This is a genomic window from Streptomyces sp. NBC_00273, from assembly GCF_036178145.1.
Classification (GTDB): Bacteria; Actinomycetota; Actinomycetes; order Streptomycetales; family Streptomycetaceae; genus Streptomyces.
In genome coordinates, this window is record NZ_CP108067.1 from 5,548,209 (window position 1) to 5,574,856 (window position 26,648).

The window sequence follows — 26,648 nt, forward strand, 5'->3', positions numbered from 1 at the left end:
GGCTGCGGCCGAGGGGGATCATGGAAATGGAACGACTGCCGCGCGTGCGGTTCTTGGGGCACCTCGCGTGCGCTGCCGCAGCAGCGTTCGCGGCGCTGGCGGCCCTTTACCTGGTCCTCCTGGCGAAGCTGGTGGTCGCCGACGCCCCCGTCCGCGTGTGCGGGATCGACAGCTGCCCGCGCGGCACGGGCACCCTCGCGCTCCTCGCCCCGCTGTGCGCCGCCGCCGCGTGGCTGCTGTGGCGCATGCCGAGGAAGCGCGGCCACGGCCGCGCCCCGGTGCACGTCCGCGTGATCGCCGTCTGCGTGGCGCTGGCCGCGCTGGGGCCCGGCTGGTCGGGCTTCGAGTGGATGCGCGGCCCGCAGTTGGACCTGTCCGGGTGGCAGGCGCCGGTGCATCCGGCGGCGGCCCCGGTCGGCGTCTGGGCGCCCGCGCCCGGACGGCTCGTACGGGCCCGCACGGACGGGCTCGTCTCCTACGACGGGGAGGGCCGCAAGGGCTGGCGGCTGCCCGCCCCGGAGCGCACGCCGCTCTGCGCGCTCAGCCGGACGATCCCGTCGGGCATCGGCCTCCTCGCGTACGGGGAGAGCGCGGGCACGTGCGGCTCGCAGGTCGTCGCCGTGGACCTGGCCGCGGGCCTGGTCCGCTGGACCAGAGACACCGGCCGGGCCCTGGTGGCCGCGGCGGGACCGAGCGCCGTCGTGGCGGACCGGGACACGGTGACCGGCCTCGACCTGCGCGGCGGCCAGGAGCTCTGGCGGGTCCCGGTCCCGGCCGACTGCACGGTGAAGGCCGTCGACGGTTCGGAGCAACGCGCCCTGTACGTGGAGGAGTGCGGCGACGCCGCCCGGATCACGGCCGTCGACGCCCGTACGGGTACCCGCGCCTGGCAGACCGCGCTGCCGACGGCGAGCCGGCTGCGCGAGGTACGGGTGCTGTCCGCCGTTCCGCCGGTCCTGCACGTCACGGAGACTGCGGAACGGGGCATCGATGCGGTGCTCCTGCTCGACGACACGGGCCGCGTGCGGGGCTCCGTCCCCGCCTCGGGTCCGGACGGGGACCTGTTGTCCGAGCCGTCCCCGGTGCTGACCGGAGATCTGCTGGTCACCCCGGTGAAGCAGGAGAAGGGGAACGGCGTGTCCGCCTACTCCCTGACCGACGGCCGACGCCTGTGGCACGCGGGCGTCGGCGACGACGAGGTCCGCGGGCTGGCCCCGACCGGCCCGGGCGAGGTCGGCGTGGTGACGTCCGACCGCTGGCGGACGTACCTCACCCACCGCGGCCTGGGCGACGGCCGGCGCCGGGCGGAGCCCACGGTCCTGCGCGACCTGCCCCTGGGCGAGCGGTTCGCGTTCTACCCCGGGCCGCCCGGCTCGTACGTCTTCGTCAACCTGGACCGCAAGGGCCTGCTGCCGCCGGTCTTCGACGTCGACCCGGTCTTCGGCTGGTGACGGCGAGTTCGGTGAGTTCGGCGCGGTCGCGGGGTCAGAACCTCTCGACCTCCTTGCCCGTCGGGACCTCGTAGCAGCCGGAGACGACGGTCAGGCTCAGCTTCGGCGGGTCGTTCCGCTTCATCCGTACGACGCTGACGCCGTACTCCTTCGCGCCGTCGTCGGCGGTGAGGCTGAGGTTCTGGTTCCGGCTGGTGTCGGGTCCGTACCGGACGACCTTCCAGCCGTGCTCGGGGAGTGCGGCCCTGAGCCGTTCCATCGCCTCGTCGAGCCGGTCGTTCGAGGCGGGGTAGAAGCTCCACGGGTGCGAGACCCGGAAGTACCTCGCCGGGTCCTTGCCCGGGCACTCCGTGATCCCGGGAAGTCCTTCGGACGGCTTCCCCTCGACTCCGGTCAGCCCGCGGAGCTCGGCCGACACCTTCTCCACCGCGTCGGCGGCGTCGCGCGAGGTGCTGGTGCCCACGAGGGGCACCCCGTCCGCGTCGGCGGAGTCGCCCAGGCCGCATCCGCCGAGGGCGGTGGGGGCCGTGAGGGCGAGGAGTACGAGGAGCACCGGAGCGCCCTGCTTGGTCTTCACTTCGGGGTCTCCGTCGTCGGTCGGCCGTCCGGGCAGGGGGCCTGACCGCAGGCGCGGCCGCACGGTCACACGGTCACACGTCTGAGAACCCCCACCCCCAGTATTGGCCGTGGCCGAAGGCGCCGTCGCCGTCGCCGTCACCGGTGGCCCGGCCGTCCTCCTCGACGGCCTCGACGTCGTGCATCTCGCGCAGGGCATCGACCTGTTCGGGGCTCAGTCGGGCGGAGAAGCCGTGCAGGACGGTGCGGTAGACGTGCACCGGGGTGGCGCCGACCCGGTCCGCCACCTCGGCCGGATCGCTGTCCTCCCGCACGGTGACGATGTACGTGGCGTGGTCGGCGGCGGGGGCCGTGTGCGGTACGGGTTCCCGCACGTCGGCGGTGGCCGCGGCGACGGGCAGGGCGGCGACGGCGGCCAGTACGGCGACGGCCACTGGCAGGGCTCGGCTCAGGCGGATGCGCATGGCCCGAGGCCATCACGGGCGGCGGGACCGGTCAACGACGCCGGTGGGTGTGGCGGGGGCACGGGCGGCGCACCGGCCGTGCGCTCCCTGGTCCGGGGGCGGGCCGTACGGGTGATCTGGCCGCGTCGACGCGCACACCCGACGGGCAACCAGGTGAGCCGGTGATTCAACCCGCCGAGAGGTGGCACCGATGGAGCAGAGGGCCGCCCCCGCAGGAGCACCCGGTGCCGTGAGGGCGGCGGCTCACCCGTGCCTTCCCTCCACCCGTCAGGGAGTTCCTTCCATGCGCCTGCTCGCCCGCCTGGCCGCCGCCGCCCTCCTCACCGTCCCCCCGGTCGCCGCCGGTACGGCCTCCGCCGCGGCCCCGGAGCCGACCCCGGCACCGCTGAAGACCGCCGCCAACCCGGTGCCCGGTGAGTACATCGTGACGTTGGAGAAGGGGGTGGACCCTGCCGCGGCCGCGCAGGAGCTGGGCCTGGAGCCCTCGTTCGTCTACACCTCGGCGCTCAACGGCTTCGCCGTCCCGCTGACCCCGCTCCAGCTGACGGCCGTCCGCAACAGCCCGGGGGTGACCTCGGTGGAGGAGGACGCGAACGTCCGGTCCGTCCCGCGGCCGAGCACCGTGCGCGGCACCCGGGTCCCGGCGAACTCGTGGGGCCTGGACCGGATCGACCAGGGGAAGCTGCCGCTGGACGACGACTTCACCGTCGCGGGCAACGGCGCCGGAGTGACCGCCTACATCCTCGACACCGGCATCGACTACCAGCACACGGAGTTCGGCGGGACGGGCGCCACCCGTGCCACCTTCGGCTTCGACGCCGTCGATGACGGCCGCAACGGCCAGGACTGCAACGGCCACGGCACGCACGTCGCGGGCACGGTCGCCGGACAGACGTACGGAGTGGCGCGCCGGGCCAACGTGGTCAGCGTCCGCGTCCTCAACTGCGACGGCACGGGCACCTTCTCCGGGATCATCGCCGGCCTGGACTGGGTGGCCAAGAACGCCCAGCAGCCGGCGGTCCTGAACGGCTCCTTGGGCGGTGACAGGTCGGAGGCGCTGAACAACGCCGCGAACGCGGTCACCGAAGCGGGTGTGCTACCGATCATCGCGGCGGGCAACTCCGCGAAGGACGCCTGCCTGGTCTCCCCGGCCTCCGCGCCGAAGGTGTTCACGGTGGCGGCGAGCGACCGGTACGACGAGGAGACCTCCTTCTCCAACCACGGCGAGTGCGTCTCCCTCTACGCGCCGGGCGAGGACATCGTCTCCGCCCAGCTCGGCGGCGGCAGCATCTCCCTGAGCGGCACCTCGATGTCCGCGCCGCACGTGACCGGTGTCGCGGCCCTCTACAAGGCCAAGAACCCCGACGCGACCCCGGGGGACGTCGTCGAGTTCCTCGACCAGCAGTCCACCAAGGACGTGCTGACCAGTGTCAGCCCGGGTACCTCGAACAAGCTGCTCTTCACCGGCGGGCTCTGACCCGGGCCCACGTCCGGGCGGCCCGGGTGCCGGTGGGGCCTCGCGCCCCCGGCCCGGGCCGCCGCCCGTGTCACAGCACGTGTCACAGCCCGTGCCGCGCCCCCGCCCCGCGGAAGCGGGCGAGGAGCGCGGCGGCCTGCGGAGCGTCCGCGTCGAAGAACTGCTTGGCGAGGGCGGGCGGTACGGCCGGTCCGTGCATGCGCACCTCGTGGCAGCCGAAGCAGAACGCGGCCTCCATCAGGACCGGTCCGAGGGAGTCGTCGTAGGCGCGCACGCTCCATCCGGGTGCGAAGCCGCACCGGTGCTGCTCACTGTCCGGCAGGGTCCCGATGAGCGCGAGGGCTTCGGTCACCTCGTCCCCCGACCAGTGGGCGACCGGCCGGCCCGGGTACGGGGCGCCCTCCTCGGTCGGGAGGGCTGATATCCGTACCACCTCGATCAACGCGGTACCGGTCACGACTTCGTCGGGCAGCTGCATGAACACAGTCTCCCCGCGTACGTGGCGTGGTCGGCAGGGTTGTGACCGAGCGCTTCAGTCAGCGAGAACTACGGTGCTGGGATGACTGGTCTTGAAGTAGTGGCACGTGCTCTGGTTGGCGGCGGACGCTCTTTCGAACGGCTGAGATGCCATCCGCAGCTTCCGCTGGTGGCCTGCTGGGACTCCGAGCGTCCGGAAGTCCACATCTGGGACTGCGGCGCGGGTCAGCTGCGCGAACTCGGATCCGTGGGCCTCACGTCGAAGGCTTATGGAGACGCCTTCGGTTGGGAGCGGGCAGAGCGTACGCCCGCTGTGGCGTGGCACCCGGACCGGCCACTGCTCGTCGTGACGGGGGAAGACGGACTACGGCAATGGACTCCTGCCGGGGTCTGCGAACCGGAAGGCGCTCCGGCCACGGCCTCCTACCGCAGCCTGGCCTTCAGCCCGGACGGGCAGACCCTGTGGGGTTCACCGTCGTGTCGCGACGAAGGCGGCGGGTGGGAGAGCTCGGACGTCCTTGACCTCGCCTCCGGAACCATCGGTGCCGGACCCCCGTGGGACACGGGAATCGCGGAGCATCCCGGGGGCGGACTCGTCGCCACGCTCGCGAGCGACCAGGGGGCCACGCACTGCCTCTTCGCCCGCGTCGATCAGGGGGCCGCGCCTGCCGTGATACGGCCGCTCCTCCGGGCGCTGATCCTGGACTGCGACGGCTACGAGACTCCGCTCTTCAGCGCGGACGGACGTCATATTGCGATCCGTGGCAACGCGTACGACAACTCGGTGCAGGTTTTCGAGTTCCCTTCGTTGCATCCGGCTCTGGCCACGACCCTCGGCGATCCCAGCCCCGGCCATCCGTACCCGCAGGAGTGGCTCGACCAGATGGAAGCCTGGTCGCGTCACAACATCGCCTTCGGCTCGCGCCCCGGCGTGCTGTGGATCGCAACGCCCGCGGGGACGCTGGTCGAGGTGGACCTCGAAACCCGGCAAGCGGTCGAGCACGACGTGCTGACCGGGTCCCGCTCGTCCGCTCTGGCCGCCACGGCGACCGGCGAGCTGCTCGTCGCCGGCAGTGGGGGAGATCTGGTGCTCTTGTCCGTGCTCTCCGGATCCATGCAAACCCGTACCGCGAGCAGGGACGTCTCCAGGGCTGCAGCCATAGCGTTCTTGGAAGCCACGGCCGAGATTCCGGAAGACTGCGACGACCTGGAGGCGCACCTCGTCCTGACCGACGGAATCCGCACGTGGGAAGCAGACGATCTGGCAGCGGTTACCTCGGCCAGCGCAACAGATCCGACCTGGCTTCAACTTCGAGCCGCCGTCAACGAGGCGCAGGTCCAGAGCGAGTAGGCCGCGAAGCGCGATGCACCGCGTGCGGCGGATGCGCGACGGGCACCGGACGCGCGCTCCCTGATGTGGGGGCCGGACGTACGGGTGAACTTCGCACGGGTTTCCGGGGCCGGGGTGGAGCGGGCCGCAGCCCGGGCGGCGCAAGCGACGAACCCTTTCTGCAGCGCGCGCGACACGGCATGTCGACGTGGCGATCGGGCGATCGGCCAGGTGGCGGCGACGGTTCAAGCCGCGCCGAGGCGGTGCCCGATGCAAAGGGGGGCCGCACCCGCGGAGGACTCCAGACCGCGGGGGCGGCTCTTCCACGCCGACCTTCCAAGCACGTCAGGGAGCTCCTTCCATGCGCCTGCTCGCACGTCTGGCCACCGCCGTTCTCCTCACCGTCACCCCCGTCGCGGCCGGTACGGCCTCTGCCGCGGCCCCGGAGCCGACCCCGGCGCCGCTCCACACGTCCGCGAACGCCATCCCTGGCAGCTACATCGTCATCCTCGACAAGAAGGTGGCGCCGGCGGCGTTCGCGAAGCGACTGGGCCTGAAGGCGAAGTTCACCTACACCAAGACGATCAACGGCTTCGCGGCGGCCCTCACGGCGGAGCAGCTGAAGTCCGTCCGCGGGGCGGTCGGTGTGACGTCCGTGACGCAGGACGCGACGGTGACCGTGCCGCCGACCCCCGCGAAGGGGATCGGGACCAAGTCGCCCTCCAACTCCTGGGGCCTGGACCGCATCGACCAGCGGTTCCTGCCGCTGAACAACGACTTCAGCGCCAACCGCAGCGGGCAGGGCGTGACGGCGTACATCGTCGACAGCGGCATCGACTTCCGCCACCCCGACTTCGAAGGCCGTGCACGGCCGGGCTTCGACGCGATCGGGGACGGCCTCAACGGCGGGGACTGCAACGGCCACGGCACGCACGTCGCGGGCACGGTCGGCGGGACGACCTTCGGCGTGGCGCGCAAGGCGACCCTGGTCAGCGTCCGGGTCCTCGGCTGTGACAACCGGGGTTCCTGGGCGGGCATCATCGCGGGCTTCGACTGGGTGGCCAACAACAGCCGGCAGCCGGCCGTCCTGAACGCCTCGCTGGGCGGCGACCGGCTCGAAGCCGTCAACGCGGCCGTGACCGCCGTGTCCGACCGGGGCGTGCTGCCGGTCATCGCGGCGGGCAACGACAACCGCGACGCCTGCCGCGTCTCGCCCGCGTCCGCCGCGCGCGTGGTGACGGTCGGCGCGACGAACCGCTTCGACGAGGAGACCGACTTCTCGAACTGGGGCACCTGCCTGGACCTCTACGCCCCCGGCAAGGACATCATCTCGGCGCGTCGGGGCGGCGGCAGCGTGGCCCTGGACGGTACGTCCATGGCCACGCCGCACGTCACCGGTGTGGCCGCGCTCTACAAGTCGGAGCACCCGAACGCGCTGCCGGCGGAGGTGGCGGACTTCCTGGACGAGGTGTCCACGAAGGACATCGTCCAGAACCTCAGCGACGACAGCCCGAACAAGCTGCTGTTCACCGACGGCCTCTGATCGCTCAGAGCGACCCGACGAACCGGGCCCAGGCCTGCGCGTGGAACACCACGTGCGGGCCTTCGGGCTGCTTGGAGTCCCTCACGGGCACGAGGCCGGGGTGGCCGTCAGCCACTTCGAGGCAGTTGCCGCCGTCGCCGCCGCTGTACGTCGACTTCCGCCAGGTGGCCATCTCCAGGCAGTTGCCGCCGTCGCCCGCGCTGTAGCTGGACTTGTGCCAGGTGGCCTTCGAGAGGTCGTACTCAGGCTTGCTGGTCATGTTCGTAATCCTCCGCCACCGATTCGATCAGGGCCAGGGATTTGCGCGGTGACAGCGCGTTGGCCGTGAGGAGATCGTAGGTCAGGGTGTGTTGGGCGACGGTGGCCGGATCGTCGAACAACTGGCCCATCCCGAGGCCGTCGACGTAGGCAAGCGGGGGCGCATCGTCGAACGTCATCAGCTTGAGAGCGCCGTCCAGCCCCGCGTGGAAGCCCGCGCTGAAGGGCAGCACCTGCACGATGATCCGACAGGAGCGCATCAGGCGCGCGATGTGGCGCAGGGCCTCGGCCAGGATCGCCGGGCTGTCCCCGGCCCGTCGCAGGACGGCCTCGTCGAGGACGCACCACAACAGCGGGGTTGTTGCGTCATTCAACAGAGAGGCCCTGGCCAGGCGGTTCGTGACCAGCTCGTCGATGGTCTCCTCCGTGGCCGTCGGCTGGTACGCGCGGAAGACCTCGCGCGCGTAGGCCTCCGTCTGGAGCAGTCCCGGGATCAACTGCGGCGCGTACTCCCGGATGGTCTTCGCCAGGGCTTCTGCTTCGGCGGCCGCCGCGAAGTGGTCCGGGTACTTCGACTCGGCCGCCGCTCCGCAGTTGCGGACGAAGAAGCCGCCCGTGTCGAGGATCTCGTCGATCTGGCGGGCGAATTCGAGGTGCATGCGTCGGGTGCCCGCTTCGAGCTGGCCGATGAACGCGCCGCTGACGAACAGCCGTTCGCCGAGTTCGGCCTGGCTCATGCCCGCGCGTTCGCGCGCTACGCGCAGTTCCGCGCCCAGGAGGGCGCGGGGTGAGGAGGAAGGATCGAGGTTCTTTCGTGGCATGGCAACTCCCTGAGCAACATGTGCGGTTGTTGCGGGGTCCGCACTTGAAGGCTAGTGAGCGCATCGCCACTCTGTGTGAAGAAGTTGGATACTCAGAGTGGAAAGGTGACATGTCATGGTGCTCTCCCCACAGGAGCGCATGCAGGCGGCCGAGGAGGCCGTCCAGCAGCTGAGGGACTCACTTGCCGGGGTCGGGGTGCTGTTCCCCTCGCTGGACGTGGACCGGGTCTCCGCCGCCGGTACGTACGGCCTGCCGCTGGTCGACCTCGGCCGCTGCAACCTGGACACCGCGCTCCGGCTGGCCGCCGTTCTGCACGAGCGGGCGGCGGGCGCGTGAGCGAGTCGGTGGAGGCGGTGAACTTCGCCTTCGAACTCGGTTGGAAGCTGCGGGGGCTGGAGACGGCCCTCGCCACTGGTGCGTGGAAGCGTGGAGGCATGGGACTGTCCGTGCACGTGGAGAGCGGAGAGTGCGGCACTCTCTGGACGGCCGTGGGGGACGACGGGGAGCGGCGGGAGGCGCGGACGGCCGCCACGGCGGACGAGGCGACCGCGCTGGTACAGGAGGCCTTCGGGCTGACCGCATGGCGGCCAAAGCCGCCTCCGCCGCCGGGGTGGCACCGGTTCACCCTGATCCACTGCCCGGTGGGCGAGCAGCCGAGCTACGAGCGCATCGAGGCGCGGCCGCCGCAGGGGTGCGTGGTCGAGTACATCAGCGGGTACTTCGGGCTGCGCTGCGAGCGACCGGGGACGCGGCTGTTGGACGCCGTCGCAGAGACCTGCCGGGAGGTCCGGACGGAGCACGGGCTGCTCATGTCAGACCTCGGCATCGAGAAGCTGTGGGAGTGGTCGCAGGACGGTACCGACGGCTGGGGTGCCGAGATCGTGGGCCAGTTGCTGCTGATGGCCGCCGAGCGCGGGCCGAAGCTCGGCTACGGGGTCGACGACCTGGTGCGGTTCTTGCGCACTGCCGCGGGCTGAGCCGTATTCAGCTGGTGATGCGTTCGCCGTCGTAGTAGCCGCCCACGCAGTTGTAGATGCCAGTGGAGGAGTCGAACTCCACGGTTCCGTGGTGGGACTCGCACGTCGGTCCGGGGACGGTCGGTACGGCGCCCTGTGCAACGGGGATCGTGGCGCCGAAGGCGGCCAGTACGAGGGCGGCGGTGACCGCGAGAATTCGAGTACGCATGGGACTCCTCCGGGGGTCGAGCAACACCAATACGTCAACACCAGCCTCCCTCTGCGGCGGGTCCGGCGCACCCTGGTGGGGGGCGCACAAAGGGGCGCACAAGGAGGCGCTCGAGGGGCGCCGCTCGCGGTCGAGCGGCAGGCTGGTGTTATGGCGAACACGCCCGAAGTGTCCGTGGGGCCGCCTGGAGAACTCGGCTTGCGGCCGGTTTCGGTGGGCGGCAGGCGGGTCGGCAAGGCCGGATCCCTCAAGGAACTCCGAAAAATCCTGGACCGTGCCGGTGTGGAACCGGGGCACGAGATCCACTGGCTCGGCGGAGACCACACCGTCTGGCCTGACGTGGCGTGGGTGCGGCGAACCATTTGCTTCTTCATGGTCGTCGGCCTCCTCGCGACGGCATGTCCGCTCTTCCGGATCGGAATGTCGGACAGTGGCGATGCGCTCACGTACGCCGGACGGATCGCGGGACTCACCATCCTCGTCGTGGCGCTGGTGGAGGTGTCGGCCGCCGGGGCCGCCATCGACTACTGGACCAAGAGGCGGTGGCGCTACTCGGGAGTGGTCGTTCTGGTCGGAGTCGTGATCTCCTTCCTCTGTAGCGTCCTCCTGCTCCTCCTGCAGATCGGCGAGCGGTTCACCGGTTACACCGTGGTCGGGATAGCCCTCTGTGTCTGGTCCTCGGTGGCCCTGTTCGGACTTCTCAAAGCCGGGGCGTGGAAGGGGCTCCGCGTTCCCAGGAAGATCGCGATCGGGTTGTTGATTTCCACCCTTCTCGCCACCGCCAACCTTGCATATTCGCAGGTCTATGTTCCCTTTGTGACGACGCCGCTGATCCAGAGCGGGGCCGAGTTCAAGGAATCGAACATGGAAAAAGGGTCGGGGCGGGCGTATGTGACGGTCCATCTGTTCGTGAAGAACGCCGGCCAGGTGCCCGTCTACGTCCTCGGCAGCATCTACTGGGTCCACGGTGTGCCTGCGAACAACAAGTTCGACCGTCTGCCCGCGAGTGGGAGGCCCGCACCCAAGCCTCCCGCACCCGACTTGATCTTCGATGGCGAGTTCGTCTCACCGGTCGGCCGCGTACTGAATCCAGGGGAAGAGGTCGCCCAGGACGCGGTCATTGAGATAGACGGAGCGGTTCCTCACAAGTATGAAGCGGTCAGGGCTCGGACCGAGGTGTACGTGATCAGGAAAGACAGAATGAAGATGACCGTGGACTACGAGCGTTCCAGGAAGACGAAGAGGGAGCTCAAGAAGGACTGTCAGCCGGGGGATCCGGCCGATGCGGAGTACAGATACCGGACCCCTATTTCGAACAGCAGCGAAGTCCTGAACGTGACCCGCGGCCCACAGCGCATCACCCTGTGGAAGGTGGGGGTGGGCGGCAGGAATCCGCACGTCATCGTGGACGTGTCGCCACCGAACAGACGGATCACCTACGACCCCCTACACCCCATCGCGAACGAAGAAACCGCTGAACGGTACGGCCTCACGCAAGTGCGCGGCTCCACGGCGGAGACGCCCTATGCAGAGCTCCTGGAGAAGGCCAGCGCCACCGAGAAGGGCGCGACCTCGCCCTCGCCCTCGCCTTCGCCCTCAACCCCGTCTCCGACCCCGTCTCCAACTCCGTCTTCGACCCCGTTCCTGCCCCCGCTCCGGCCCCAGCCCCAGGCCCGATGACCCCCTCTCACACCGGGGCGTCGGTACGCAGGCGGGCGTGGAGGTGTTCGTCGTGCCAGCCGTCCGCGTGCAGGAGGGCGTCGCGCATGGTGCCCTCCAGGGGGAATCCGGCCTTCGTCGCGATGGCGCAGGAAGCCGGGTTCGCCACGGAGTGGGTGATCCGCATCCGGTGCAGGCCGAGGTCCTCGAACGCCCAGCGGCTGACGCGTTCCGTGGCCGCCACCATGGCCCCGCGGCCGCGCCCGGCGGGCAGCAGCCAGTACAGGATCTCGCCGCTGCCGCCCGCGAGGTCGAGGTCGCCGATGCCGATGAGCCCGACGGCCGGGCCGCCGGTGGCGGGGGCGACGGCCCAGATCGCGGCTTCCTCGTCCTGCCAGCGGGCGTGCCAGCGGGCGATCCGCTCCTCGGCCTCGGCGGGGCCGAGGAGGGCGGGCCGGTTCCAGTGCCGGATGTCCGGGTCGAGGCAGGACTCGACGAGCGCGGGGACGTCGTGGGCCGCCCAGGGGCGCAGCAGCAGTCCGCCCGACAACTCGAACTCCGGCTGCGGCAGGGCGCGCATCCGGCCGGCGGGGACCACGGGAGGTATGGAATTGATCATCTCCGCATCATGCCCGTGCCTGCATTACGACGGACCCGAGGCGCGCATGCGCATGCGCAGGAACTGCGCGTAGGGCGAGTCCGAGGCGAAGGTCTGGCGGTGCAGCCGCTCCGGGACCCGGGGGCCCCAGAGCCAGGCCGTGTCGCAGCCGTGGCAGAACGCCGCTTCGTACAGGGGCGGTCCGGCCGGGTCGGCGTACGCGCGGATGCCCCAGCCCGGGGCGAACCCGCACAGGGTGAGGTCGGCGGCGGGGATCTTCCGTACGGCCGCGAGCGCCTCCGCGACGGCGGGACCCTCCCAGTGCCCGACGACGGGCCCGGTCATCGGGTCGCCGTGCCGCTCGGGACCGGCGGTGATGCGTACGACGTCGATGCGGGTCGTGGCGGCGACGGCTTCGGAGGGCAGCAGCATCCGCACAGCATGCGGCCTAGGCGGGGACCCGTTCCTTCGGGGGCGTTCCGGCGGTGGCCGTGGTGGCGTTCGGGTCCTGGTCCGGGTCGGTGTCGAGGTCGGTCAGCATCTGGCGGGTGAAGCCGAAGAAGTAGGTGGCGGCGAAGCCCACCAGGTAGCCGACCAGTAGGCCGCCCGCGTAGATCGCGAGGGTGATGCCCGCGCTGGAGCGGCCGTCGAGCAGCGGGAACAGGGCCCAGCCCGAGGGGCCGATGGCGGTGGACCCGAAGGCGACGCCCAGTTGGTGGAAGAGGCCGACGAAGGCGCCGCCGGCCGCGCCGCCGATGCAGGCGGTGACGAAGGGGCGGCCCAGCGGCAGGGAGACGCCGTAGATCAGCGGTTCGCCGACGCCCAGGAGGCCGGCCGGGAGCGCGGACCTGATGGTGGCGCGGATCGAGCCGTTGCGCGGGAGCCGGTAGTAGACGGCGATGGCCGCGCCGACCTGGCCCGCGCCCGCCATGGCGAGGATGGGCAGCAGGACGGTGTAGCCGTCCTGCTCGATGAGGGTGGTGTGGATGGGGATCAGGGCCTGGTGCAGGCCGAGCATCACGAGGGGGAGGAAGAGGCCGCCCAGGACCAGGCCCGCGAAGGCGCCGCCGCTGGCGAGGAGCCAGTTCGCGAAGGTGCCGATGGCGGCGGAGGCTCCACCGGCGAGGTACATGAGGCCGAAGATGGTCACGAGGCCCGAGATCAGCACGGTGAGGGTGGGTGTGACGAGGACGTCCAGGGTCTCCGGTACCCACCTGCGGCACCACTTCTCCACGTACACGGCGAGGAGGGCGGCGGCGAGCGCGCCGAGGACGCCGCCCTGGCCGGGCTTGAGCTCCAGGCCGAAGGCGTCGATCTTCGCGACGCCCGGGAAGACGATGATCGCGGCGACCGCGCCGCCCAGGACCGGCGTACCGCCGAACTCCTTGGCCGTGTTGTAGCCGACGAAGACGGCGATCAGGGACATGAAGCCGGAGGCGATGGCGGCGAGGGCGGGCACGACGGCGGGCACCCAGCCGAGGTTCGTCAGCAGGCCGTTCAGGCCGGCGATGATGCCGCAGCCGATCAGTGCCGGGATCAGCGGGACGAAGATGTTCGCGATCCGGCGCAGGAGGAGCTTGAAGGGCGTGGCGTTGCGGGCCTTCTGCGCCTCTTTCAGTGCCGCGCCCTGAGCGGCGAGGTCGTCCGCGGTGATCGTGCGGGCGGAGGTCGCAGTCTCTGGGGAGGGGGAGGGGGAGGGGGAGGGGGAGGTCGGGGCGGTCGGGGTGGGGGCTGCCGAGCGGGCTTCCGCTACGAGCGCCTCGAACTCCGGGGTCACGCGGGCGACGGTGCCCGGGCCCAGCACGATCTGGTAAGTGTCGTCCTCGACCACGCCGAGCACCGCGGGCAGGGCGCGCAGGGCCTCGTCCTGGACCAGCGAGCGGTCGCGCAGCGAAATGCGCAGGCGGGTCATGCAGTGCGCGATCGAGGTGATGTTGTCCGGGCCGCCGACCAGCGGAAGGATCGCGGCGGCGGTGGCGCGGTTCTTGTCAGTGGACATGTGGGATCGCCTTGGCTCGGGGGCGGGGTCAGCGGGTGCGGGCGGGGGCGAGTTCGAGGGCGGCGCGCAGGTGGCCCCGCGAGGAGGCGAGCAGCTCGGCGGCCGTGGGGCCGTCGACTCCGCCGAGGACGACGAGTACGGCGTTCTTCACCTCGCCGCCGGTGGCGGTCAGGGAGGCCTCGATCTCCGCGTCGGGTGCGCCGGTGGCCAGCGCCACGATGCGGCGGGCGCGGGCGCGCAGCTTCTCGTTCGAGGAGCGCATGTCGACCATCAGGTTCCCGTACGTCTTCCCGAGGCGGATCATCGTGATGGTCGAGATGAGGTTGAGGACGAGCTTCTGCGCGGTGCCGGCCTTCAGGCGGGTGGATCCGGTGAGGAGTTCGGGTCCGACGACGACCTCGATGCCGTGGTCGGCGGCGCCGGCGAGGGCGGATCCGGCGTTGCAGGAGAGCCCGACGGTGAGCGCGCCGCGGGTACGGGCGAACTCGACGGCGCCGATCGCGTACGGGGTGCGGCCGGAGGCGGAGATGCCGACGACGCTGTCGTGCGGCCCGATCTCCAGCGCGGCGAGGTCCTCGGCGGCCAGCTCCTTCGAGTCCTCGGCCCCCTCGACGGCCTTGACCATGGCGGACGGGCCGCCCGCGATCAGGCCGACGACGTCGGCCGGGTCGGTGTTGAAGGTGGGCGGGCACTCGCTGGCGTCCAGGACGCCCATCCGGCCGGCCGTGCCGGCGCCCGCGTAGACCAGCCGCCCGCCCTGGGCCATCCGCTCGGCGATCGCGTCGACGGCGGCGGCGATCTGGGGGAGCTGCCCGGCGACGGCGGCCGGGACGGTGGCGTCCTCGGCGTTCATGGTGCGGGCGATGTCGAGGGTGGACAGCCGGTCGATCTCGGCGAGGTCCTGGCGGAAGGCCTCGGTGGTGAGGGTGTCCAGCTGGGCGCGGAGTTCTTCGTACGCGGTCATGTGGCGGCTCCCTGGCGGGTGCGGGTGCGGGTGCGGATGCGGGTGCGGGTGGTGTGCGGGCTGGGCTTCACGATCGGGGCTCCGCCCCGGACCCCGCGCCTCAAACGCCGGCGGGGCTGGAAGAGCGGGGCTCCGCCCCGGGCCCCGCGCCTCAAGCGCCGGCGGGGCTGGATCTGCGGTGGGCTAGGGCTTCGTAGGAGGCGGCGAGGGCGGGGGCGGCGGTCTCGTAGGTCTGCTGGGCGACGCCGACGAAGAGGCAATCGACGACGAGCAGCTGGCTGGTCCTGCTGGACATGGCGGCCGGGCGCAGCTGGGTCTCGCGGGCGGCGGAGGTGGCCAGTACGAGGTCGGCGCAGTGGGTGACGGGGCTGTTCGGGCGGCCGGTGAGGGCGAGGGTGGTGGCACCGCGCTCGAAGGCGACGCGCAGCGGTTCGATCACGTCGCCGGTGGTGCCGGAGTGGGTGATCGCGACGGCGACGTCGCCGGGGCGGAGCTGGACGGCGCCCGTGACGGCCAGGTGGGGGTCGCTGTGGGCGTGGGCGAGGAGGCCGATGCGCAGCAGCTTCTGGGCGAGGTCCTGGCCGACGAGGGCGGAGGCGCCGACGCCGTAGATGTCGATGCGGCGGGCGGTGGCGAGCGCGGTGACGGCGGTGGCGAGCTGGGTGAGGTCGAGGGCGGCGGCGGTGTCGGTGAGGGTTTGCGCCTCCTCGTGGGCCAGCTTGGCGACGACGTCCGCGAGCGGGTCGTCGACGGCTATGTCGACGGTGACGGCGGGCGCGGCACCGGACTCCTGCTGGGCGGCGAGGGCGGCGAGCGCGAGGCGCAGGTCGCGGTAGCCGGGGTAGCCGAGGAGGCGGGCGGTGCGGACGACGGTGGCCTCGCTGGTGCCGGTGAGTTCGGCGAGGGCGGAGACGGTGAGCCGGGCGCACGCGGCGGGGTCGGCGGCGACGGCGTCGGCGACGGCCTGCACGGAGCGGGTCATGGAGGGGCCGAGGCTGCGGATCCGGGCCCGGAGGGCGTGGGGCGGGGGAGCCGGGACGGTGTTTTCGGCAGGGCCTGCGGCAGGGCGTCCGGCGGGGACGGGCGGGCGGCTGGCAGTTTCTTTCGCGTTCTGGCTCACTCCTGAAATTTATTTTCAGGGCAAGGTCCGGTCAATACGCCATTGGGCCTGCGGAAAGAGGGCCTTCATCGCCGGGCCCTCGCGGGTCCACAATGGGCGCATGGACCACGCGACCCCCCTGGAGCAGGCGCTGCACGTCGCCCGCGCCCTTGTTCTCGCCGACCTCGCCGCCGGCGAGGTCGCCGATGCCGATGTCGTATCCCTCGTCGAGGACTCGGTCACGCACCGCCGGTGGTGGGTGGAGCAGTGGCCGGAGGGTGTCGACTACCTTGCCGGACTCGTCGCCCAGGACGTGAAGGACTCGCTGCTGGAGAAGTACGGACGATGGCCGCTGTGCCCGGTGTGCAACCACGGTGACCCGCACGCGCTGGACGTGGAACCGGAGCTGGGACCCGACCCGCACTGGGTGTGCTCGGAGGCGGGTGTGAAGGTGGCCGCGATCGGCGGCCTGGGCCCCGTCTTCGGCCGCCGGTGAGCCGCAGGTGACCATCTACATCGACCCGCCGATCTGGCCGGGTCACGGCCGCATGTGGTCGCACCTGGTCAGCGACGTCTCGTACGAGGAGCTGCACGCCTTCGCGGCGGCCATCGGCTGCCCGCCGCGCGCCTTCGAGCGGGACCACTACGACGTGCCTTCGTACCGGTACGCGGACGCGGTCGGCGCCGGCGCGGTGGAGATCGGCAGCAAGGAACTCGTCCGCCGCCTCACCGCGGCCGGGCTGCGCCGCCCGAAGGGCCGACCGGCGGCTTAGGGGTCAGGGCCCGGTCCGGCCGGCCGGACCCGTCCCGGCGGTGGCCGCCATCCCAGCTCCTGCCACGCTTCTGCGTCGTCCCGGCGGTCCCTCCGCTCCACCCGCTCCAGGAGCTCCGGAACGCGATCGACGTCGAACCTGCAGTCGCGCATCTGTGTCCAGTCCACCACCTGCGCATTGAACCCCCAGTGCTCCCCGTGTCGCTACGAGCTCGGCTTCGGGGCCGGGCTCGGGGTCGAGGGGGCGGACGACTCCGGGACGGTGTGGGGCTGGGCCGCCGGCGGGAGCTCCCAGACGTGGTCCGGGGTCGCGATCTTGGTGACCGTGTTGGCGATGAGGGAGCTCAGGTTGCCGAACTTCCCGTCGACGTCGGAGTTCACCACGATCACCATGGTGGCGCGGGCCTGCGGGAGCCGGACGGCGATGGTCTCGTAGCCGGGCAGCTCGCCGTTGTGGCCGATCCAGCCGTCGAGCTCGGCGATGCCGAGCCCGTAGCCGATGTCGGGGTGCCCGGTGGGCAGCATGCGCAGCCGCTGGGCCTGGGTGCCCGGTTCCAGCAGGCGGTCGCCGTCGGGGAGCTGCCCGGTGACCAGGGTCGGGACCCAGGAGTGCAGGTCGTCCATGGTGGAGATCGTCGCGCCGGCCGCCCAGGCCCAGGACGGGTTCCAGGTGGAGGCGTCGACGGTCGCGCCGTTCGGGGTGAAGTTCGTGTAGCCGTGCACGAACGGGGACGCGATCTCCGCACCGGTCGGCAGCGAGGTCGCGTCCAGGTCCGCCGGTTCGAAGACGTGCTGCTGAAGGTAGGTGTGCAGGGGCTGCCCGCTGACCTTCTCGACGAGCAGGCCGAGCACGACGGTATTGGTGTTGGAGTACTCCCAGCGCGTGCCCGGCGGGAAGTTGGCGGGGTGCCGGAAAGCGGTGTCCAGCAGCTCCTGCGGGGTCCAGGCGCGGTGCGGGTCGGCCTTGTAGGCGGCCAGCAGGCGCGGGTCCTCGGTGTAGTTGTAGAGGCCGCTGCGCATGTCGGCGAGCTGCCGGACGGTGATCCTGTCCCCGCCGGGTACGCCGTCGAGGTACGTCGAGATCGGCGCGTCGAGCCGTACCTTCCCGTCGTCGACGAGCTGGAGGACGGCGGTGACGGTGAAGGTCTTGGTGACGCTGCCGATGCGCGTGTGCATGTCGGTCTTGATGGGGGTGCCGGTGGCCTTGTCGGAGGTGCCGAAGGCGCGCACGTAGGGGTCTTCGCCGTCGATCCACAGGCCGACGCCCACACCGGGGATGTCGGCCTTGCGCATGGCCGCGGTGATCGCGTCGTCGAGCTGCTCGGCGGTCGCCGGGTCGATGTCGACCCGACCCGGCGGGGCGGCCGCGGGGGCCTGGCCCGCGCACAGCGCGGTCAGCAGCAGGGAGGCGGCTGCCAGAACGGTGGGCGTGCGGTACCGGCCCATGGAGGATCACCTCTGACGCACGTCCCCGAGCGGTCACCGGCTCCCCGAGCGGACCTTCCCATCGTAGGAACCCGCCTCCGGGGCGGCGACCGGGCCGGGGCGGTGACCGGGACCGGGACGGGGTTCGGTGTCAGCGCCCTGTCGGGCCGGGTCGGGCGGGGCCGTTTCCGTCCGCCGGCAGACCGTACGGGCCGAAGCCGCCCCGCCGCACCACCTGACCTGCGGACATCGCTCGCTCACCGGAGCCCGCCCGGTGGGACGCCGGTGGCAGGGACGATCCCAGAATTCAAGACACGAGAGGAAAAGCACCACACCAAACCCCACCCCTCCCGCCCCTGGCACACGCTCACTCGCTTGAGTGAAAGATGCCAACTTGGCTGGCTTCGGGGAGGGTTGCCTGATCTACGCTCAGCGCGAGACACCACATCACCGCTGACATACGTCGGCCCTCGCAGGGACTGCAATCCCGGTGCGAGGGCCTGACCACCGAGGAAGCAGGACCTTCCCGATGGATACCCAGAACACTAGCGCGCGCCCGCACGCCCAGTCCCGGAACGACGGGGAAAACCACCCCTCCCGGCGAACCCGTGCGCACACCCGGTCCGGCGGTGTCATCCACGACAACGTCCGCCACACCACCCGCTTCACGGTGATCGGCAACCACCTCGCCCAGCACCCCGAGCTGTTGCTGCTGGCCATCGGCCTGGCCGTGCACATCCAGTCCCTTCCCGGTGGCGAGCTCGTCGACATCCGGACCCTGGCCGCCCGTTTCCCCGAGGGGAAGACCCGGATCGCCGGCGCCCTGCGCCAGCTGGAGGCCCACGGCTATCTGCGCCGCACGTGCGAACGCACCAGCAGCGGTCGCGTCGTCACCCGCACGGTCTCCTGCAACCAGCCGGGCCGGTCCGGCGCCACGGACGCGCCGCAACCGGAGCCCCGGCGCCCCGCGCGCCGGGAGGGCGAGCCGCCGCGCCGTGCCCTGCCCGCGGTGCCGCAGCCCGCGTACCGTGCCCCTGACCTCCTCCGGTCCGCCATCGAGGTCCTCGCAGGCCTCCGCCGCGGGGATCCCCGTCTCCTGCTCTCCGTCGCTGACGTCGAGCACCTCGCCCCCGGAGTCGCGGCCTGGCTGGAGCGCGACCTGCCTCCGAGCGCCGTTCACCACGCCCTGACGGCCGACCTGCCGGCGGAGCCCCTGTACCGCCCGGCCGCCTTCCTGGCCCACCGCCTCGCGGCCCAGCTCCCGCCCGTGCCGCCGTTCCGCGCCCCGGCAGCGCCTCCGGCCGTCAGACACCCACTCCAGAACTGCGACCTCTGCGACCACGCCTTCCGCGGCCCGGAACGGGGAACCTGCCGGGCGTGCACGTCGAGAGCGGCCCGCCTTCCCGAAACCGCCGGCGCGAGACACCAGGTAAAGGCCTAGGTCCTGTCGTCAAAGTGGCGTCGGCCGAGCCCGCGGCGTCCGGTGCCGTGCATGGCAAGGCGGAGGGGCGCCCGTGTACTGGACGTACTCGGGTGCCCCGACAACGCGGCCAGGTGCGGTGCCGGGCGTCGCGGGCCCGACGGGACTTTGACGACAGGGCCTAGGTGTATTGACCCGCAGGGTTGTTCACGCGGCTGATGGGTGGCTTGCCGTCGAGTGCGGTGTGGCAGCGGTGATGGTTGTAGGTGTGGAGGAAGTCTGCCAGGGCCGCGGTCCGCTCGTCGTTCGAGGTGTAGGGCCGTAGGTAGGCCCACTCGTCGAGGAGGGTGCGGTTGAAACGTTCGACCTTGCCGTTGGTCTGAGGCCGGTAGGCACGGGTGAGCCTTCCGGCAGCGCCGAGGTCGGCCAGGACGGCCTTCCAGGCCAGGCCTTTGCGGTAGGCCCACGCGTTGTCGGTGAGAACGCGTTCGATGCGGGTGATGCCCTGGGTGTGGAAGAACGCGGCGGCGCGTGTGAGGAAGCCTGCGCACGTCGCGACTTTCTCGTCCGGGTGGATCTCGCTGTAGGCCAGGCGGGAGTGGTCGTCGACCGCGGAGTGGACGTAGTCGAAGCCCATGCCGCGGATGGGTCGGCCCGCGTCGCGGCCCAGGACACGGTGGCCGCCGCCGTCGGGGATCCGGCCGAGCTTCTTCACGTCGACGTGGATGAGTTCGCCGGGTCGCTCGCGTTCGTAGCGGCGGATCGGGGTGCCGGTCGGGCGGTCGATCCAGGCCAGGCGGTGCAGACCATGCCGGGTCAGAATGCGGTGGACGGTCGAGGCGGGCAGTCCCAGGACCGGGCCGATGCGGGCGGGCCCCAGTTTGCGGGTCCGGCGCAGGTCACAGACCCTCGCCTCGATGGCGGCCGAAGTCCGGTGCGGTGTCGTGCGTGGCCGGCTGGATCGGTCGTGCAGTCCGGCCTCGCCTTCCGTCCGCCACCGGCGCATCCATTTGTGGGCGGTGGCCCGCGAGATGCCCATCTCGGCGGCCACGTGGGCGACCGGGCGGCCCGATACGACTCGTTCGACCAGCAGGCGCCTACCGAAGACGGTCAGCCGGGCATTACGGTGGGACACGAAGACCTCCGTACGGTGAGTTCCTAGACAGCTCCCACCACACCGGAGGTCTTCGCCATGTTCAAGACCTGCCGAGTGTCAACAACGCTCGTGATCAATACACCTAGGCGCGGACCGGCTGCTCGGCGGGGATCGGGGTGGTGCCGCCCGTGGCGATCACGCGGGTGGCGCGCGGCGGCGTACGGCGCTCCAGGCGCAGGGCGAGCACGGTGAGGCCGATCGCGGTGACGGTCATGGCGGCGCCCGCCCAGGCGGTGGCGGCGAAGCCCAGGTCCGCGTCGATGACGGTGCCGCCGAGCCAGGGGCCACCGGTGTTGCCGAGGTTGAAGGCGGCCGTGGTGGTGGCGCCGGCCAGGGTCGGGGCGGCGCCGGCCACGTTGAACATGCGGGCGTTGAGCGCCGGCGCGGTGAAGAAGGCCGAGAAGCCGAGCAGGAAGGCCAGGGCGACCGCCGCGGCGGCGGTGGAGGCCAGCAGGGCGAGTGCGGCGAGGAAGACGGTCGAGGCGGTGATGCCCCAGATCATCACGCCGAACAGGTGCGCGTCGGCGACCCGGCCGCCGACGGTGGTGCCGGCCAGCGCGCCGATGCCGAAGAGGCCGAGGATCCACGGGACCCACCGCGAGTCCAGCCCGGCCACGTCCGTGAGCAGCGGAGAGAAGTAGCTGAAGGCGCAGAAGACGCCGCCCGCGGCCAGCGCGGTGATGCCGATGGAGAGCCACACCTGGCGGTCGCGGTAGATGCGCAGCTCGCGCCCGAGCGACGGCTTCTCGGCGGGCAGCGGGATCTTCGGGATCAGCGCCAGGATGCCGACGAGGGCGATCGCGGAGGCGGCGGCGACCGACCAGAAGGCGGAGCGCCAGCCCAGGTGCTCGCCGAGGAAGGCGCCGGCGGGGACGCCGAGGACGTTCGCGATCGACAGGCCGCCGATCATGACGGCCATCGCGCGGGCCCGCTGGTCCTTGTCGACCATGGCGATGGCGACGGCCGCGCCCACGGCCCAGAAGCCGGCGCAGGCGAACGCGGAGACCACGCGGGAGGCGAAGAGGAGCTCGTACGTGGGGGCCAGCGCGCCCGCGACCTGCCCGAGGCCGAAGAGGCTGATGAGGGCGATGAGGGTGGTGCGGCGGGGGAGCCGCAGGGTGGCCACGGCCAGCAGCGGTGCGCCGATGACCATGCCGATCGCGAAGGCGGATATGAGCAGGCCCGCCTGCGGGATGGTGACGCCCATGTCCTCGGCGATGGGTGGCAGCAGGCCGGAGAGCATGAATTCACTGGTGCCGAGCGCGAAGACGGACAGGCCGAGTACGTAGACGGCGACGGGCATGCGGGGGCGTACGGCTGCTGCGGGCATGACTGTCACCAACCAGCGCGAACGCGATCAAATTCCCCGGTCGGTGAGGTCGGCGGTGAGGTCGGCGAGTTCCGCGGCGAGGTTGGCGCGGGCCGGGGCCTCCCAGTGCGCGGCACCGTAGGGCGTGCGGAAGAGCCGCGGCAGGTCGAGCAGCTGGCGCAGTACGGCGGCGCGGCCGGTGCGGAAGGCGTCGTCCGGGACGAAGCCGTACTCGGCGCGCACGGCGTACGCGTACGCGGCGTACGCGTCGGGCTCCCCGGCCAGGACGGCCAGGTCGGCGTCGCAGAGGGCCTCGCCGTCGGTGTCGCCGGGGGCTGGGTCGTGGGTGACGGTGAGGCGGACGAGGCGGGCCACTTCGGCGGTGCGGGCGGGGTCGATGCCCAGCTCGGGGAGGGCGCGCTCGGCGAGGGCGGCGCTGCGCTCCTCGTTCTCGGAGCGGTCGGGACGGTAGACGGCGTCGTGGAACCAGGCGGCGAGCCGAACGGCGGCGGGATCGGCGGCGTGCGGAGCCAGTACGTCGATCCGTGCGAGTACGTCGGCCAGGTGGGCGGTGGTGTGGTACCGGCGCTGCGGTTCCGCCCAGGCGGTGAGGAGGCGGTCGGCGTAGGGCGCGGGGTCGCGGTCGGCGGGGGCGCCGGCGGCGGTGACGGTCGCCTGCCAGCGGGCCCGCAGGTCGGCGGTGTCCGGGTGGGTGTCGCTGCTCTGGATGCCTGTGTCCATGGGCACATTGTGGGGTGGCGCGATTGTGGTGGTGAAGGGCGGGTGGAGGCCCGTACTCTGAATATTGGACTAGACCTCTTCTGGTGAGTCCTCCCGAGTTTCCCGAGCGTTCCGAAGAAGGATGGGATCGAATGAGCAACCGTGCGCTCCTGGAGGTGATCGCCCTCGACGTGGAGGACGCGGTCGCGGCCCAGGCCGGTGGGGCGGACCGACTCGAACTGGTCACCGACATGGCCGCCGACGGGCTCACCCCGCCGCGTGAGACCTTCGCGGCGATCAGGGCGGCGGTCGACATCCCGCTGCGCGTGATGCTCCGCAAGACGGACGGTTTCGCGGCCGGCGACGTCTCCGCCTTGGCCCGGGCGGCACGGGAACTGCGGGCGGAGGGCGCGCAGGAGTTCGTCCTCGGCTTCCTGGACGCCGACGGCGCCCCGGACCTGGCCGCGGTCGAGGCGGTCGTCGCGGAGCTGGACGGCTGCCGGTGGACCTTCCACCGGGCGATCGACCGCGCGGCGGACCGGGACCAGCTGCGCAAGGCGCTGGCCGATCTGCCGGGGCTGGACACGTACCTCACGGCGGGGTCGGCGGCAGGGGTGGGAGCCGGGCTGCCGGTGCTGCTGGCGGAGGCGGCGCGGGGTGGTGAGCCGGGGTACGGGGCGCGGATCCTGGTGGGCGGCGGGCTGACGCTCGCGCACCTGCCGGTGCTGCGTGCGGGCGGGATCGACGCCTTCCACATCGGTGGCGCGGCGCGGGCCTCCGGGTGGGGCGGGCCGGTTTCGGCGGCGGCCGTCGCGGACTGGCGCACCGCCCTTTCCTGACCGGGGGTGCGGGTGTCGGCCGCGCCGCCGCTGCCGGGGGCGCCGCCCCCGGACCCCCGGGCGGAGCCCCAGGGGCCCGGGCGGAGCCCGGGGGCGCTGGCGCAGCGGCGCCGCACATCACCCGGCGAACGCCGTCAGACCAGGGCCGGTGGGAGGGGGGCCGAGTGGAGGGTCGTGAGGCCCGAGACCGCGCGGGTGAGGCAGACGTACAGGCGGCGCAGGCCCGTCCGCTCGTCCGGCTCGCCGTCCACGATCGCCGCGGGCTCGTCCAGGACCACGTAGTCGTACTCCAGACCCTTCGCCAGCGACGCCGGGACGAGGGTCAGCCGCGACTCGGCTGTGGTCTCCTCGCCGGGCGACAGGTACGGCAGCCCCGCCTCCAGCAGGGCCTCCGCGAGCACCGGGATCCGCGCGTCCGCCGCGATCAGGCCGATCGAGCCCTCGTGCGCGAGCGACTCGCGGCAGGCGGCGACCACCGCCGCAGTGAGGTCCGGGACCTCCTCGATCCGCAGCGATCCCGGCGTCTCGCGGACGGAGGCGACGGGTGCCAGGCCCGGGGAGATCGACGGCAGCAGCCGGGAGGCGTAGGCGATCACCTCGCGCGGCACGCGGAAGCCCGCCGTCAGTTCCTCCACCACCGCCTGCGGCTTGCCCAGGTGCGCGAGGGCCTCGTCCCAGCTGCGCGTGGCCCACGGCGTGGTGCCCTGCGCGAGGTCGCCGAGGACCGTCGCCGAGCCCGTGGTGCAGCGCCGTCCCACCGCCCGGTACTGCATCGGCGACAGGTCCTGGGCTTCGTCGACGACCACGTGGCCCAGCGAATGCGTCCGTTCCACCAGGTCGGCCGCCTCGTCGATCAGGACCAGGTCCGCCGCCGACCACTTCGCCGACTTCACGCTGCGGAACGGCTTCGGCCACAGCAGGAGCTTCTGCTCGTCCTCGGTGAGCACGTCCGCCGCGTGCAGGGCGAGGAACTCGGGGTCGGACAGCAGGCGCAGGACCAGCTTCGCCGGTTCGACGGCCGGCCAGATCTCCTTGACCGCCGCCTTCACCGCCGGGTTGCGGGCCACCGCGTCCTGCACCCGGTCGTCCGGGGCCTCGCCCGCCTGCTCCATCCGTACGAGCACCGCGTGCGCGATGCGCTGCGGCAGGGCCTCCCGGGCCGCGCCGTAGCGGATGTCGCGCTTCTGCAGCTCCTCGACCATCTCCTCCAGCTCGTACGCGGGCACCCGCCAGCGGCGCGAGCCGCGGACCACCATCAGCGGCTCCGTGGGGCGCGTGACGTGCGAGCGGACGGCGCGGCCCAGTACCTCCGCCATGCGGGCGTCGCCCTTGACCACGGCGGTTTGGGCGGTGTCCGTGCCGCGTACCTCCAGGCCGGGGCGGGCGACCAGGTCGTCGACGGTGGCCTGCTTGACCTCCAGCTCGCCCAGGGCCGGCAGGACCTGCTCGATGTAGTGCAGGAAGGAACGGTTCGGCCCGATGACGAGCGTGCCCGTGCGGGCGAGGCGGTCGCGGTGCGCGTAGAGCAGGTACGCGACCCGGTGCAGGCCGACGGCGGTCTTGCCGGTACCGGGGCCGCCCTGCACGCAGACGGAACCGGTCAGGCCGGAGCGGACGAGCTTGTCCTGCTCGGGCTGGATCGTCGCGACGATGTCCCGCATCGGGCCCACGCGCGGGCGCTCGATCTCCTGCTGGAGCAGCTTGCTGACCGCGGCCACCTCGCCGGGGTCGGACAGGTGCTCGTCCTCGTACGCCGTCAGCTCGCCGCCGGTGTAACCGAAGCGCCTGCGCAGTGCGATGTCCTGCGGGTCGGTCTTGGAGGCCCGGTAGAACGGCTGGGAGACGGGCGCGCGCCAGTCGATGACCATCGGGTCGCCGTCGGCGTCGTGGACGTGGCGGCGACCGATGTAGAACTGCTCGCCCTCCGCGCCCTCGGCGAGCTCCGCGCCGGGTGCGTGCAGGTAGTTGAGGCGGCCGAAGAACAGCGGGGTGTGGGTGAGGTCGGCGAGGGCCTTGATGCGGTCGTCGATCTGGGCCTGGAGGACGATCGCGTTGACCCAGTTCGCGGTGACGTCGCGGATGTCGAGGGACTCGACGTCCTCGCGCATGGCGCGCAGGGCGGAACGCGAGGCGCTGAGGTGGGCCCGTTCGCGGCCCAGCGGGTCGGTGGGCGCGGGCGCGGTCGGATCGTCGTGGGTGGTGTCGGGGGCGTGCGCGGGCACGGAACTGCCTCCAGCTGCTGGATGCGGAACAGATGGCCCGCCGGTTTCCGGCCGGAGGGCGGCTCTCCCCGATGAGGCGGCGGGAGGCGGCAAGAGCGGAGATTCTAGCCACCGGGGCGGTGCGGCGCGAACGATTATCAGGAGGAGGGGATCGGTGGATCAGGGGATCTGGAGCGAGTCGAGGAGCTGCTGGTGCGTCGCGTCCAGGTCCTTCTGCTTCGCCTCGGGACCGTATGTCAGGGCCATGACGAGGTGGTCGTCGTCGGAGATGAAGCGGATGGAGCCGACCGCGGGGCCGTCGGGGCCCTCGCCGGTGAGGCTCGCGTCGAGGGCCGGGCGGCCGTCGACCGTCGTCTTGCGGACGTCTTCCGTGGTCAGGGTGCCGCCGCCGGTCAGGCCGTACGCGTCGACGAAGCCCTTGAGGGCGTCCTCCAGCGGGATCCGGTCGCCCGGCATGTCGTAGACGGCGAAGCCGGTGGCTCCGTCCGGGGTCTCCACCCCGTACACGCGGGCGTCGACCGATCCGCCCTCCATGGGGATGGCACCCATGCGGACCTTGGCCTTTCCGGGAAGCTGGGCCGTGATGCCGCTGGGGGGATCGGTGGTCTTCACCGCGCCCTGGGCGGGCCGGGTGGACGTGGGCGTGGACGTGGGCGTGGGCGTGGGGGCGGCAGCAGCGGCAGCGACCGCGGCGGTGTGTGCCGGCGCGGCGAACGCGGTGGCGGACGGCAGCAGCCCGCCCGTGACCAGGGCTGTCGATGCGGAGAGCAGCGCGAGGCGCCGCGTCCGGGAACGGTGGGTCATGCGGATCACTCCCATGGCGTGGTCGCCGGTACCGCGGACCTTCCCAGGGTCCGTCCCGATCGGCCCCCGTGCATCCGGA

At 72.1% G+C, this 26,648-nt stretch carries 28 protein-coding genes; 11 read left to right on the forward strand and 17 right to left on the reverse strand.

Annotation, left to right across the window (positions count from 1 at the left end; all coding sequences use genetic code 11):
- Positions 1-26 precede the first annotated feature (26 nt).
- A complete protein-coding gene (locus OG386_RS24500) occupies positions 27-1,451 on the forward strand; it encodes an outer membrane protein assembly factor BamB family protein (protein WP_328789888.1) in 1,425 nt (474 codons plus the stop codon).
- Between the two features lie 34 nt (positions 1,452-1,485).
- Here OG386_RS24500 and OG386_RS24505 read toward each other — a convergent pair whose 3' ends face one another.
- Complete coding sequence (locus OG386_RS24505) at positions 1,486-2,028, reverse strand: hypothetical protein (protein WP_328789889.1); 543 nt, start codon at positions 2,026-2,028, stop codon at positions 1,486-1,488.
- A 73-nt stretch (positions 2,029-2,101) separates the two neighbouring features.
- Complete coding sequence (locus OG386_RS24510) at positions 2,102-2,491, reverse strand: protease inhibitor I9 family protein (protein WP_328789890.1); 390 nt, start codon at positions 2,489-2,491, stop codon at positions 2,102-2,104.
- Positions 2,492-2,774: 283 nt separating this feature from the next.
- On the opposite strand from OG386_RS24510, the gene OG386_RS24515 reads away from it, so the two are divergent.
- Positions 2,775-3,968, forward strand: a complete 1,194-nt coding sequence (locus OG386_RS24515; RefSeq protein ID WP_328789891.1) for a S8 family peptidase — start codon at positions 2,775-2,777, stop codon at positions 3,966-3,968.
- An 82-nt stretch (positions 3,969-4,050) separates the two neighbouring features.
- Here OG386_RS24515 and OG386_RS24520 read toward each other — a convergent pair whose 3' ends face one another.
- Entirely contained in the window at positions 4,051-4,446 is a 396-nt protein-coding gene (locus tag OG386_RS24520; protein ID WP_328789892.1) for a hypothetical protein, read from the reverse strand.
- Between the two features lie 669 nt (positions 4,447-5,115).
- Here OG386_RS24520 and OG386_RS24525 point away from each other — a divergent pair.
- Together OG386_RS24525 and OG386_RS24530 are read left to right on the forward strand one after the other, a co-directional pair.
- The gene (locus OG386_RS24525) at positions 5,116-5,796 is read left to right on the forward strand and encodes a hypothetical protein (protein ID WP_328789893.1); all 681 of its coding nucleotides are present in this window, start codon (positions 5,116-5,118) and stop codon (positions 5,794-5,796) included.
- Positions 5,797-6,136: 340 nt separating this feature from the next.
- Positions 6,137-7,318 carry a S8 family peptidase gene (locus OG386_RS24530; protein ID WP_328789894.1) on the forward strand — a complete coding sequence of 394 codons (1,182 nt, stop codon included), beginning with the start codon at positions 6,137-6,139 and terminating at the stop codon, positions 7,316-7,318.
- A gap of 4 nt (positions 7,319-7,322) precedes the next feature.
- Here the strand turns inward: OG386_RS24530 and OG386_RS24535 are convergent, their stop codons facing one another.
- Both OG386_RS24535 and OG386_RS24540 read right to left on the reverse strand, forming a co-directional pair.
- On the reverse strand, positions 7,323-7,577 hold the full coding sequence (locus OG386_RS24535; protein ID WP_328789895.1) for a DUF397 domain-containing protein: 255 nt from the start codon (positions 7,575-7,577) through the stop codon (positions 7,323-7,325).
- Positions 7,561-8,397 carry a helix-turn-helix domain-containing protein gene (locus OG386_RS24540; RefSeq protein ID WP_328789896.1) on the reverse strand — a complete coding sequence of 279 codons (837 nt, stop codon included), beginning with the start codon at positions 8,395-8,397 and terminating at the stop codon, positions 7,561-7,563. The genes OG386_RS24535 and OG386_RS24540 overlap by 17 nt, the downstream gene beginning before the upstream one ends.
- A gap of 115 nt (positions 8,398-8,512) precedes the next feature.
- Between OG386_RS24540 and OG386_RS24545 the strand changes: the two genes are divergently transcribed.
- Together OG386_RS24545 and OG386_RS24550 are read left to right on the forward strand one after the other, a co-directional pair.
- On the forward strand, positions 8,513-8,734 hold the full coding sequence (locus OG386_RS24545) for a hypothetical protein (RefSeq protein ID WP_327384652.1): 222 nt from the start codon (positions 8,513-8,515) through the stop codon (positions 8,732-8,734).
- Positions 8,731-9,375: a hypothetical protein gene (locus tag OG386_RS24550; RefSeq protein WP_328789897.1), complete on the forward strand. Its 645-nt coding sequence runs from the start codon at positions 8,731-8,733 to the stop codon at positions 9,373-9,375. Before OG386_RS24545 ends, OG386_RS24550 begins: the two co-directional genes overlap by 4 nt.
- Before the next feature lie 7 nt (positions 9,376-9,382).
- Here OG386_RS24550 and OG386_RS24555 read toward each other — a convergent pair whose 3' ends face one another.
- Positions 9,383-9,583: a hypothetical protein gene (locus OG386_RS24555; protein ID WP_328789898.1), complete on the reverse strand. Its 201-nt coding sequence runs from the start codon at positions 9,581-9,583 to the stop codon at positions 9,383-9,385.
- Positions 9,584-9,733: 150 nt separating this feature from the next.
- Between OG386_RS24555 and OG386_RS24560 the strand changes: the two genes are divergently transcribed.
- Positions 9,734-11,263 (forward strand): hypothetical protein, encoded by a 1,530-nt coding sequence (locus tag OG386_RS24560; protein WP_328789899.1) that lies wholly within the window; start codon positions 9,734-9,736, stop codon positions 11,261-11,263.
- Positions 11,264-11,270: 7 nt separating this feature from the next.
- On the opposite strand, the gene OG386_RS24565 is transcribed toward OG386_RS24560, so the two are convergent.
- The 5 genes from OG386_RS24565 to OG386_RS24585 form a co-directional block, all read right to left on the reverse strand.
- Complete coding sequence (locus OG386_RS24565; protein ID WP_328789900.1) at positions 11,271-11,861, reverse strand: GNAT family N-acetyltransferase; 591 nt, start codon at positions 11,859-11,861, stop codon at positions 11,271-11,273.
- A 24-nt stretch (positions 11,862-11,885) separates the two neighbouring features.
- The gene (locus OG386_RS24570) at positions 11,886-12,272 is read right to left on the reverse strand and encodes a hypothetical protein (RefSeq protein WP_328789901.1); all 387 of its coding nucleotides are present in this window, start codon (positions 12,270-12,272) and stop codon (positions 11,886-11,888) included.
- Positions 12,273-12,288: 16 nt separating this feature from the next.
- Complete coding sequence (locus tag OG386_RS24575; RefSeq protein ID WP_328789902.1) at positions 12,289-13,839, reverse strand: PTS transporter subunit EIIC; 1,551 nt, start codon at positions 13,837-13,839, stop codon at positions 12,289-12,291.
- Between the two features lie 28 nt (positions 13,840-13,867).
- Complete coding sequence (gene murQ, locus OG386_RS24580; protein WP_328789904.1) at positions 13,868-14,803, reverse strand: N-acetylmuramic acid 6-phosphate etherase; 936 nt, start codon at positions 14,801-14,803, stop codon at positions 13,868-13,870.
- A gap of 151 nt (positions 14,804-14,954) precedes the next feature.
- Complete coding sequence (locus tag OG386_RS24585; RefSeq protein ID WP_443053190.1) at positions 14,955-15,785, reverse strand: MurR/RpiR family transcriptional regulator; 831 nt, start codon at positions 15,783-15,785, stop codon at positions 14,955-14,957.
- Positions 15,786-16,023: 238 nt separating this feature from the next.
- Between OG386_RS24585 and OG386_RS24590 the strand changes: the two genes are divergently transcribed.
- Positions 16,024-16,398, forward strand: a complete 375-nt coding sequence (locus OG386_RS24590; protein WP_327384660.1) for a hypothetical protein — start codon at positions 16,024-16,026, stop codon at positions 16,396-16,398.
- 7 nt (positions 16,399-16,405) lie between these two features.
- A complete protein-coding gene (locus OG386_RS24595; protein WP_328789905.1) occupies positions 16,406-16,675 on the forward strand; it encodes a DUF4031 domain-containing protein in 270 nt (89 codons plus the stop codon).
- 203 nt (positions 16,676-16,878) lie between these two features.
- Here OG386_RS24595 and OG386_RS24600 read toward each other — a convergent pair whose 3' ends face one another.
- Complete coding sequence (locus OG386_RS24600; protein ID WP_328789906.1) at positions 16,879-18,120, reverse strand: serine hydrolase domain-containing protein; 1,242 nt, start codon at positions 18,118-18,120, stop codon at positions 16,879-16,881.
- A gap of 508 nt (positions 18,121-18,628) precedes the next feature.
- Here OG386_RS24600 and OG386_RS24605 point away from each other — a divergent pair.
- A complete protein-coding gene (locus OG386_RS24605; protein WP_328789907.1) occupies positions 18,629-19,540 on the forward strand; it encodes a helix-turn-helix domain-containing protein in 912 nt (303 codons plus the stop codon).
- Between the two features lie 160 nt (positions 19,541-19,700).
- Here OG386_RS24605 and OG386_RS24610 read toward each other — a convergent pair whose 3' ends face one another.
- From OG386_RS24610 to OG386_RS24620, 3 genes are all read right to left on the reverse strand, one after another.
- Positions 19,701-20,654, reverse strand: coding sequence for an IS481 family transposase (locus tag OG386_RS24610; protein ID WP_328788194.1), 954 nt, complete (start codon positions 20,652-20,654; stop codon positions 19,701-19,703).
- A 103-nt stretch (positions 20,655-20,757) separates the two neighbouring features.
- Positions 20,758-21,978, reverse strand: a complete 1,221-nt coding sequence (locus tag OG386_RS24615; RefSeq protein WP_328793341.1) for a Cmx/CmrA family chloramphenicol efflux MFS transporter — start codon at positions 21,976-21,978, stop codon at positions 20,758-20,760.
- A 54-nt stretch (positions 21,979-22,032) separates the two neighbouring features.
- Positions 22,033-22,725, reverse strand: a complete 693-nt coding sequence (locus OG386_RS24620) for an HD domain-containing protein (protein ID WP_328789909.1) — start codon at positions 22,723-22,725, stop codon at positions 22,033-22,035.
- A gap of 131 nt (positions 22,726-22,856) precedes the next feature.
- Between OG386_RS24620 and OG386_RS24625 the strand changes: the two genes are divergently transcribed.
- Positions 22,857-23,543 (forward strand): copper homeostasis protein CutC, encoded by a 687-nt coding sequence (locus OG386_RS24625; RefSeq protein WP_328789910.1) that lies wholly within the window; start codon positions 22,857-22,859, stop codon positions 23,541-23,543.
- 134 nt (positions 23,544-23,677) lie between these two features.
- On the opposite strand, the gene OG386_RS24630 is transcribed toward OG386_RS24625, so the two are convergent.
- Together OG386_RS24630 and OG386_RS24635 are read right to left on the reverse strand one after the other, a co-directional pair.
- On the reverse strand, positions 23,678-25,765 hold the full coding sequence (locus OG386_RS24630; RefSeq protein WP_328789911.1) for a HelD family protein: 2,088 nt from the start codon (positions 25,763-25,765) through the stop codon (positions 23,678-23,680).
- Between the two features lie 159 nt (positions 25,766-25,924).
- Positions 25,925-26,569 carry a hypothetical protein gene (locus OG386_RS24635; protein WP_328789912.1) on the reverse strand — a complete coding sequence of 215 codons (645 nt, stop codon included), beginning with the start codon at positions 26,567-26,569 and terminating at the stop codon, positions 25,925-25,927.
- Between the last annotated feature and the right edge of the window lie 79 nt (positions 26,570-26,648).

What these genes read in the sequence shown, in the direction of transcription:
- OG386_RS24500 (WP_328789888.1), top strand. Translation starts at nt 27, where the DNA reads ATGGAACGACTGCCGCGCGTGCGGTTCTTGGGGCACCTCGCGTGCGCT.
- OG386_RS24510 (WP_328789890.1), bottom strand. Translation starts at nt 2,491, where the DNA reads ATGCGCATCCGCCTGAGCCGAGCCCTGCCAGTGGCCGTCGCCGTACTG.
- OG386_RS24515 (WP_328789891.1), top strand. Translation starts at nt 2,775, where the DNA reads ATGCGCCTGCTCGCCCGCCTGGCCGCCGCCGCCCTCCTCACCGTCCCC.
- OG386_RS24520 (WP_328789892.1), bottom strand. Translation starts at nt 4,446, where the DNA reads ATGCAGCTGCCCGACGAAGTCGTGACCGGTACCGCGTTGATCGAGGTG.
- OG386_RS24530 (WP_328789894.1), top strand. Translation starts at nt 6,137, where the DNA reads ATGCGCCTGCTCGCACGTCTGGCCACCGCCGTTCTCCTCACCGTCACC.
- OG386_RS24535 (WP_328789895.1), bottom strand. Translation starts at nt 7,577, where the DNA reads ATGACCAGCAAGCCTGAGTACGACCTCTCGAAGGCCACCTGGCACAAG.
- OG386_RS24540 (WP_328789896.1), bottom strand. Translation starts at nt 8,397, where the DNA reads ATGCCACGAAAGAACCTCGATCCTTCCTCCTCACCCCGCGCCCTCCTG.
- OG386_RS24545 (WP_327384652.1), top strand. Translation starts at nt 8,513, where the DNA reads ATGGTGCTCTCCCCACAGGAGCGCATGCAGGCGGCCGAGGAGGCCGTC.
- OG386_RS24555 (WP_328789898.1), bottom strand. Translation starts at nt 9,583, where the DNA reads ATGCGTACTCGAATTCTCGCGGTCACCGCCGCCCTCGTACTGGCCGCC.
- OG386_RS24560 (WP_328789899.1), top strand. Translation starts at nt 9,734, where the DNA reads ATGGCGAACACGCCCGAAGTGTCCGTGGGGCCGCCTGGAGAACTCGGC.
- OG386_RS24565 (WP_328789900.1), bottom strand. Translation starts at nt 11,861, where the DNA reads ATGATCAATTCCATACCTCCCGTGGTCCCCGCCGGCCGGATGCGCGCC.
- OG386_RS24570 (WP_328789901.1), bottom strand. Translation starts at nt 12,272, where the DNA reads ATGCTGCTGCCCTCCGAAGCCGTCGCCGCCACGACCCGCATCGACGTC.
- OG386_RS24575 (WP_328789902.1), bottom strand. Translation starts at nt 13,839, where the DNA reads ATGTCCACTGACAAGAACCGCGCCACCGCCGCCGCGATCCTTCCGCTG.
- murQ (WP_328789904.1), bottom strand. Translation starts at nt 14,803, where the DNA reads ATGACCGCGTACGAAGAACTCCGCGCCCAGCTGGACACCCTCACCACC.
- OG386_RS24585 (WP_443053190.1), bottom strand. Translation starts at nt 15,785, where the DNA reads ATGACCCGCTCCGTGCAGGCCGTCGCCGACGCCGTCGCCGCCGACCCC.
- OG386_RS24590 (WP_327384660.1), top strand. Translation starts at nt 16,024, where the DNA reads ATGGACCACGCGACCCCCCTGGAGCAGGCGCTGCACGTCGCCCGCGCC.
- OG386_RS24600 (WP_328789906.1), bottom strand. Translation starts at nt 18,120, where the DNA reads ATGGGCCGGTACCGCACGCCCACCGTTCTGGCAGCCGCCTCCCTGCTG.
- OG386_RS24605 (WP_328789907.1), top strand. Translation starts at nt 18,629, where the DNA reads ATGGATACCCAGAACACTAGCGCGCGCCCGCACGCCCAGTCCCGGAAC.
- OG386_RS24615 (WP_328793341.1), bottom strand. Translation starts at nt 21,978, where the DNA reads ATGCCCGTCGCCGTCTACGTACTCGGCCTGTCCGTCTTCGCGCTCGGC.
- OG386_RS24620 (WP_328789909.1), bottom strand. Translation starts at nt 22,725, where the DNA reads ATGGACACAGGCATCCAGAGCAGCGACACCCACCCGGACACCGCCGAC.
- OG386_RS24625 (WP_328789910.1), top strand. Translation starts at nt 22,857, where the DNA reads ATGAGCAACCGTGCGCTCCTGGAGGTGATCGCCCTCGACGTGGAGGAC.
- OG386_RS24635 (WP_328789912.1), bottom strand. Translation starts at nt 26,569, where the DNA reads ATGACCCACCGTTCCCGGACGCGGCGCCTCGCGCTGCTCTCCGCATCG.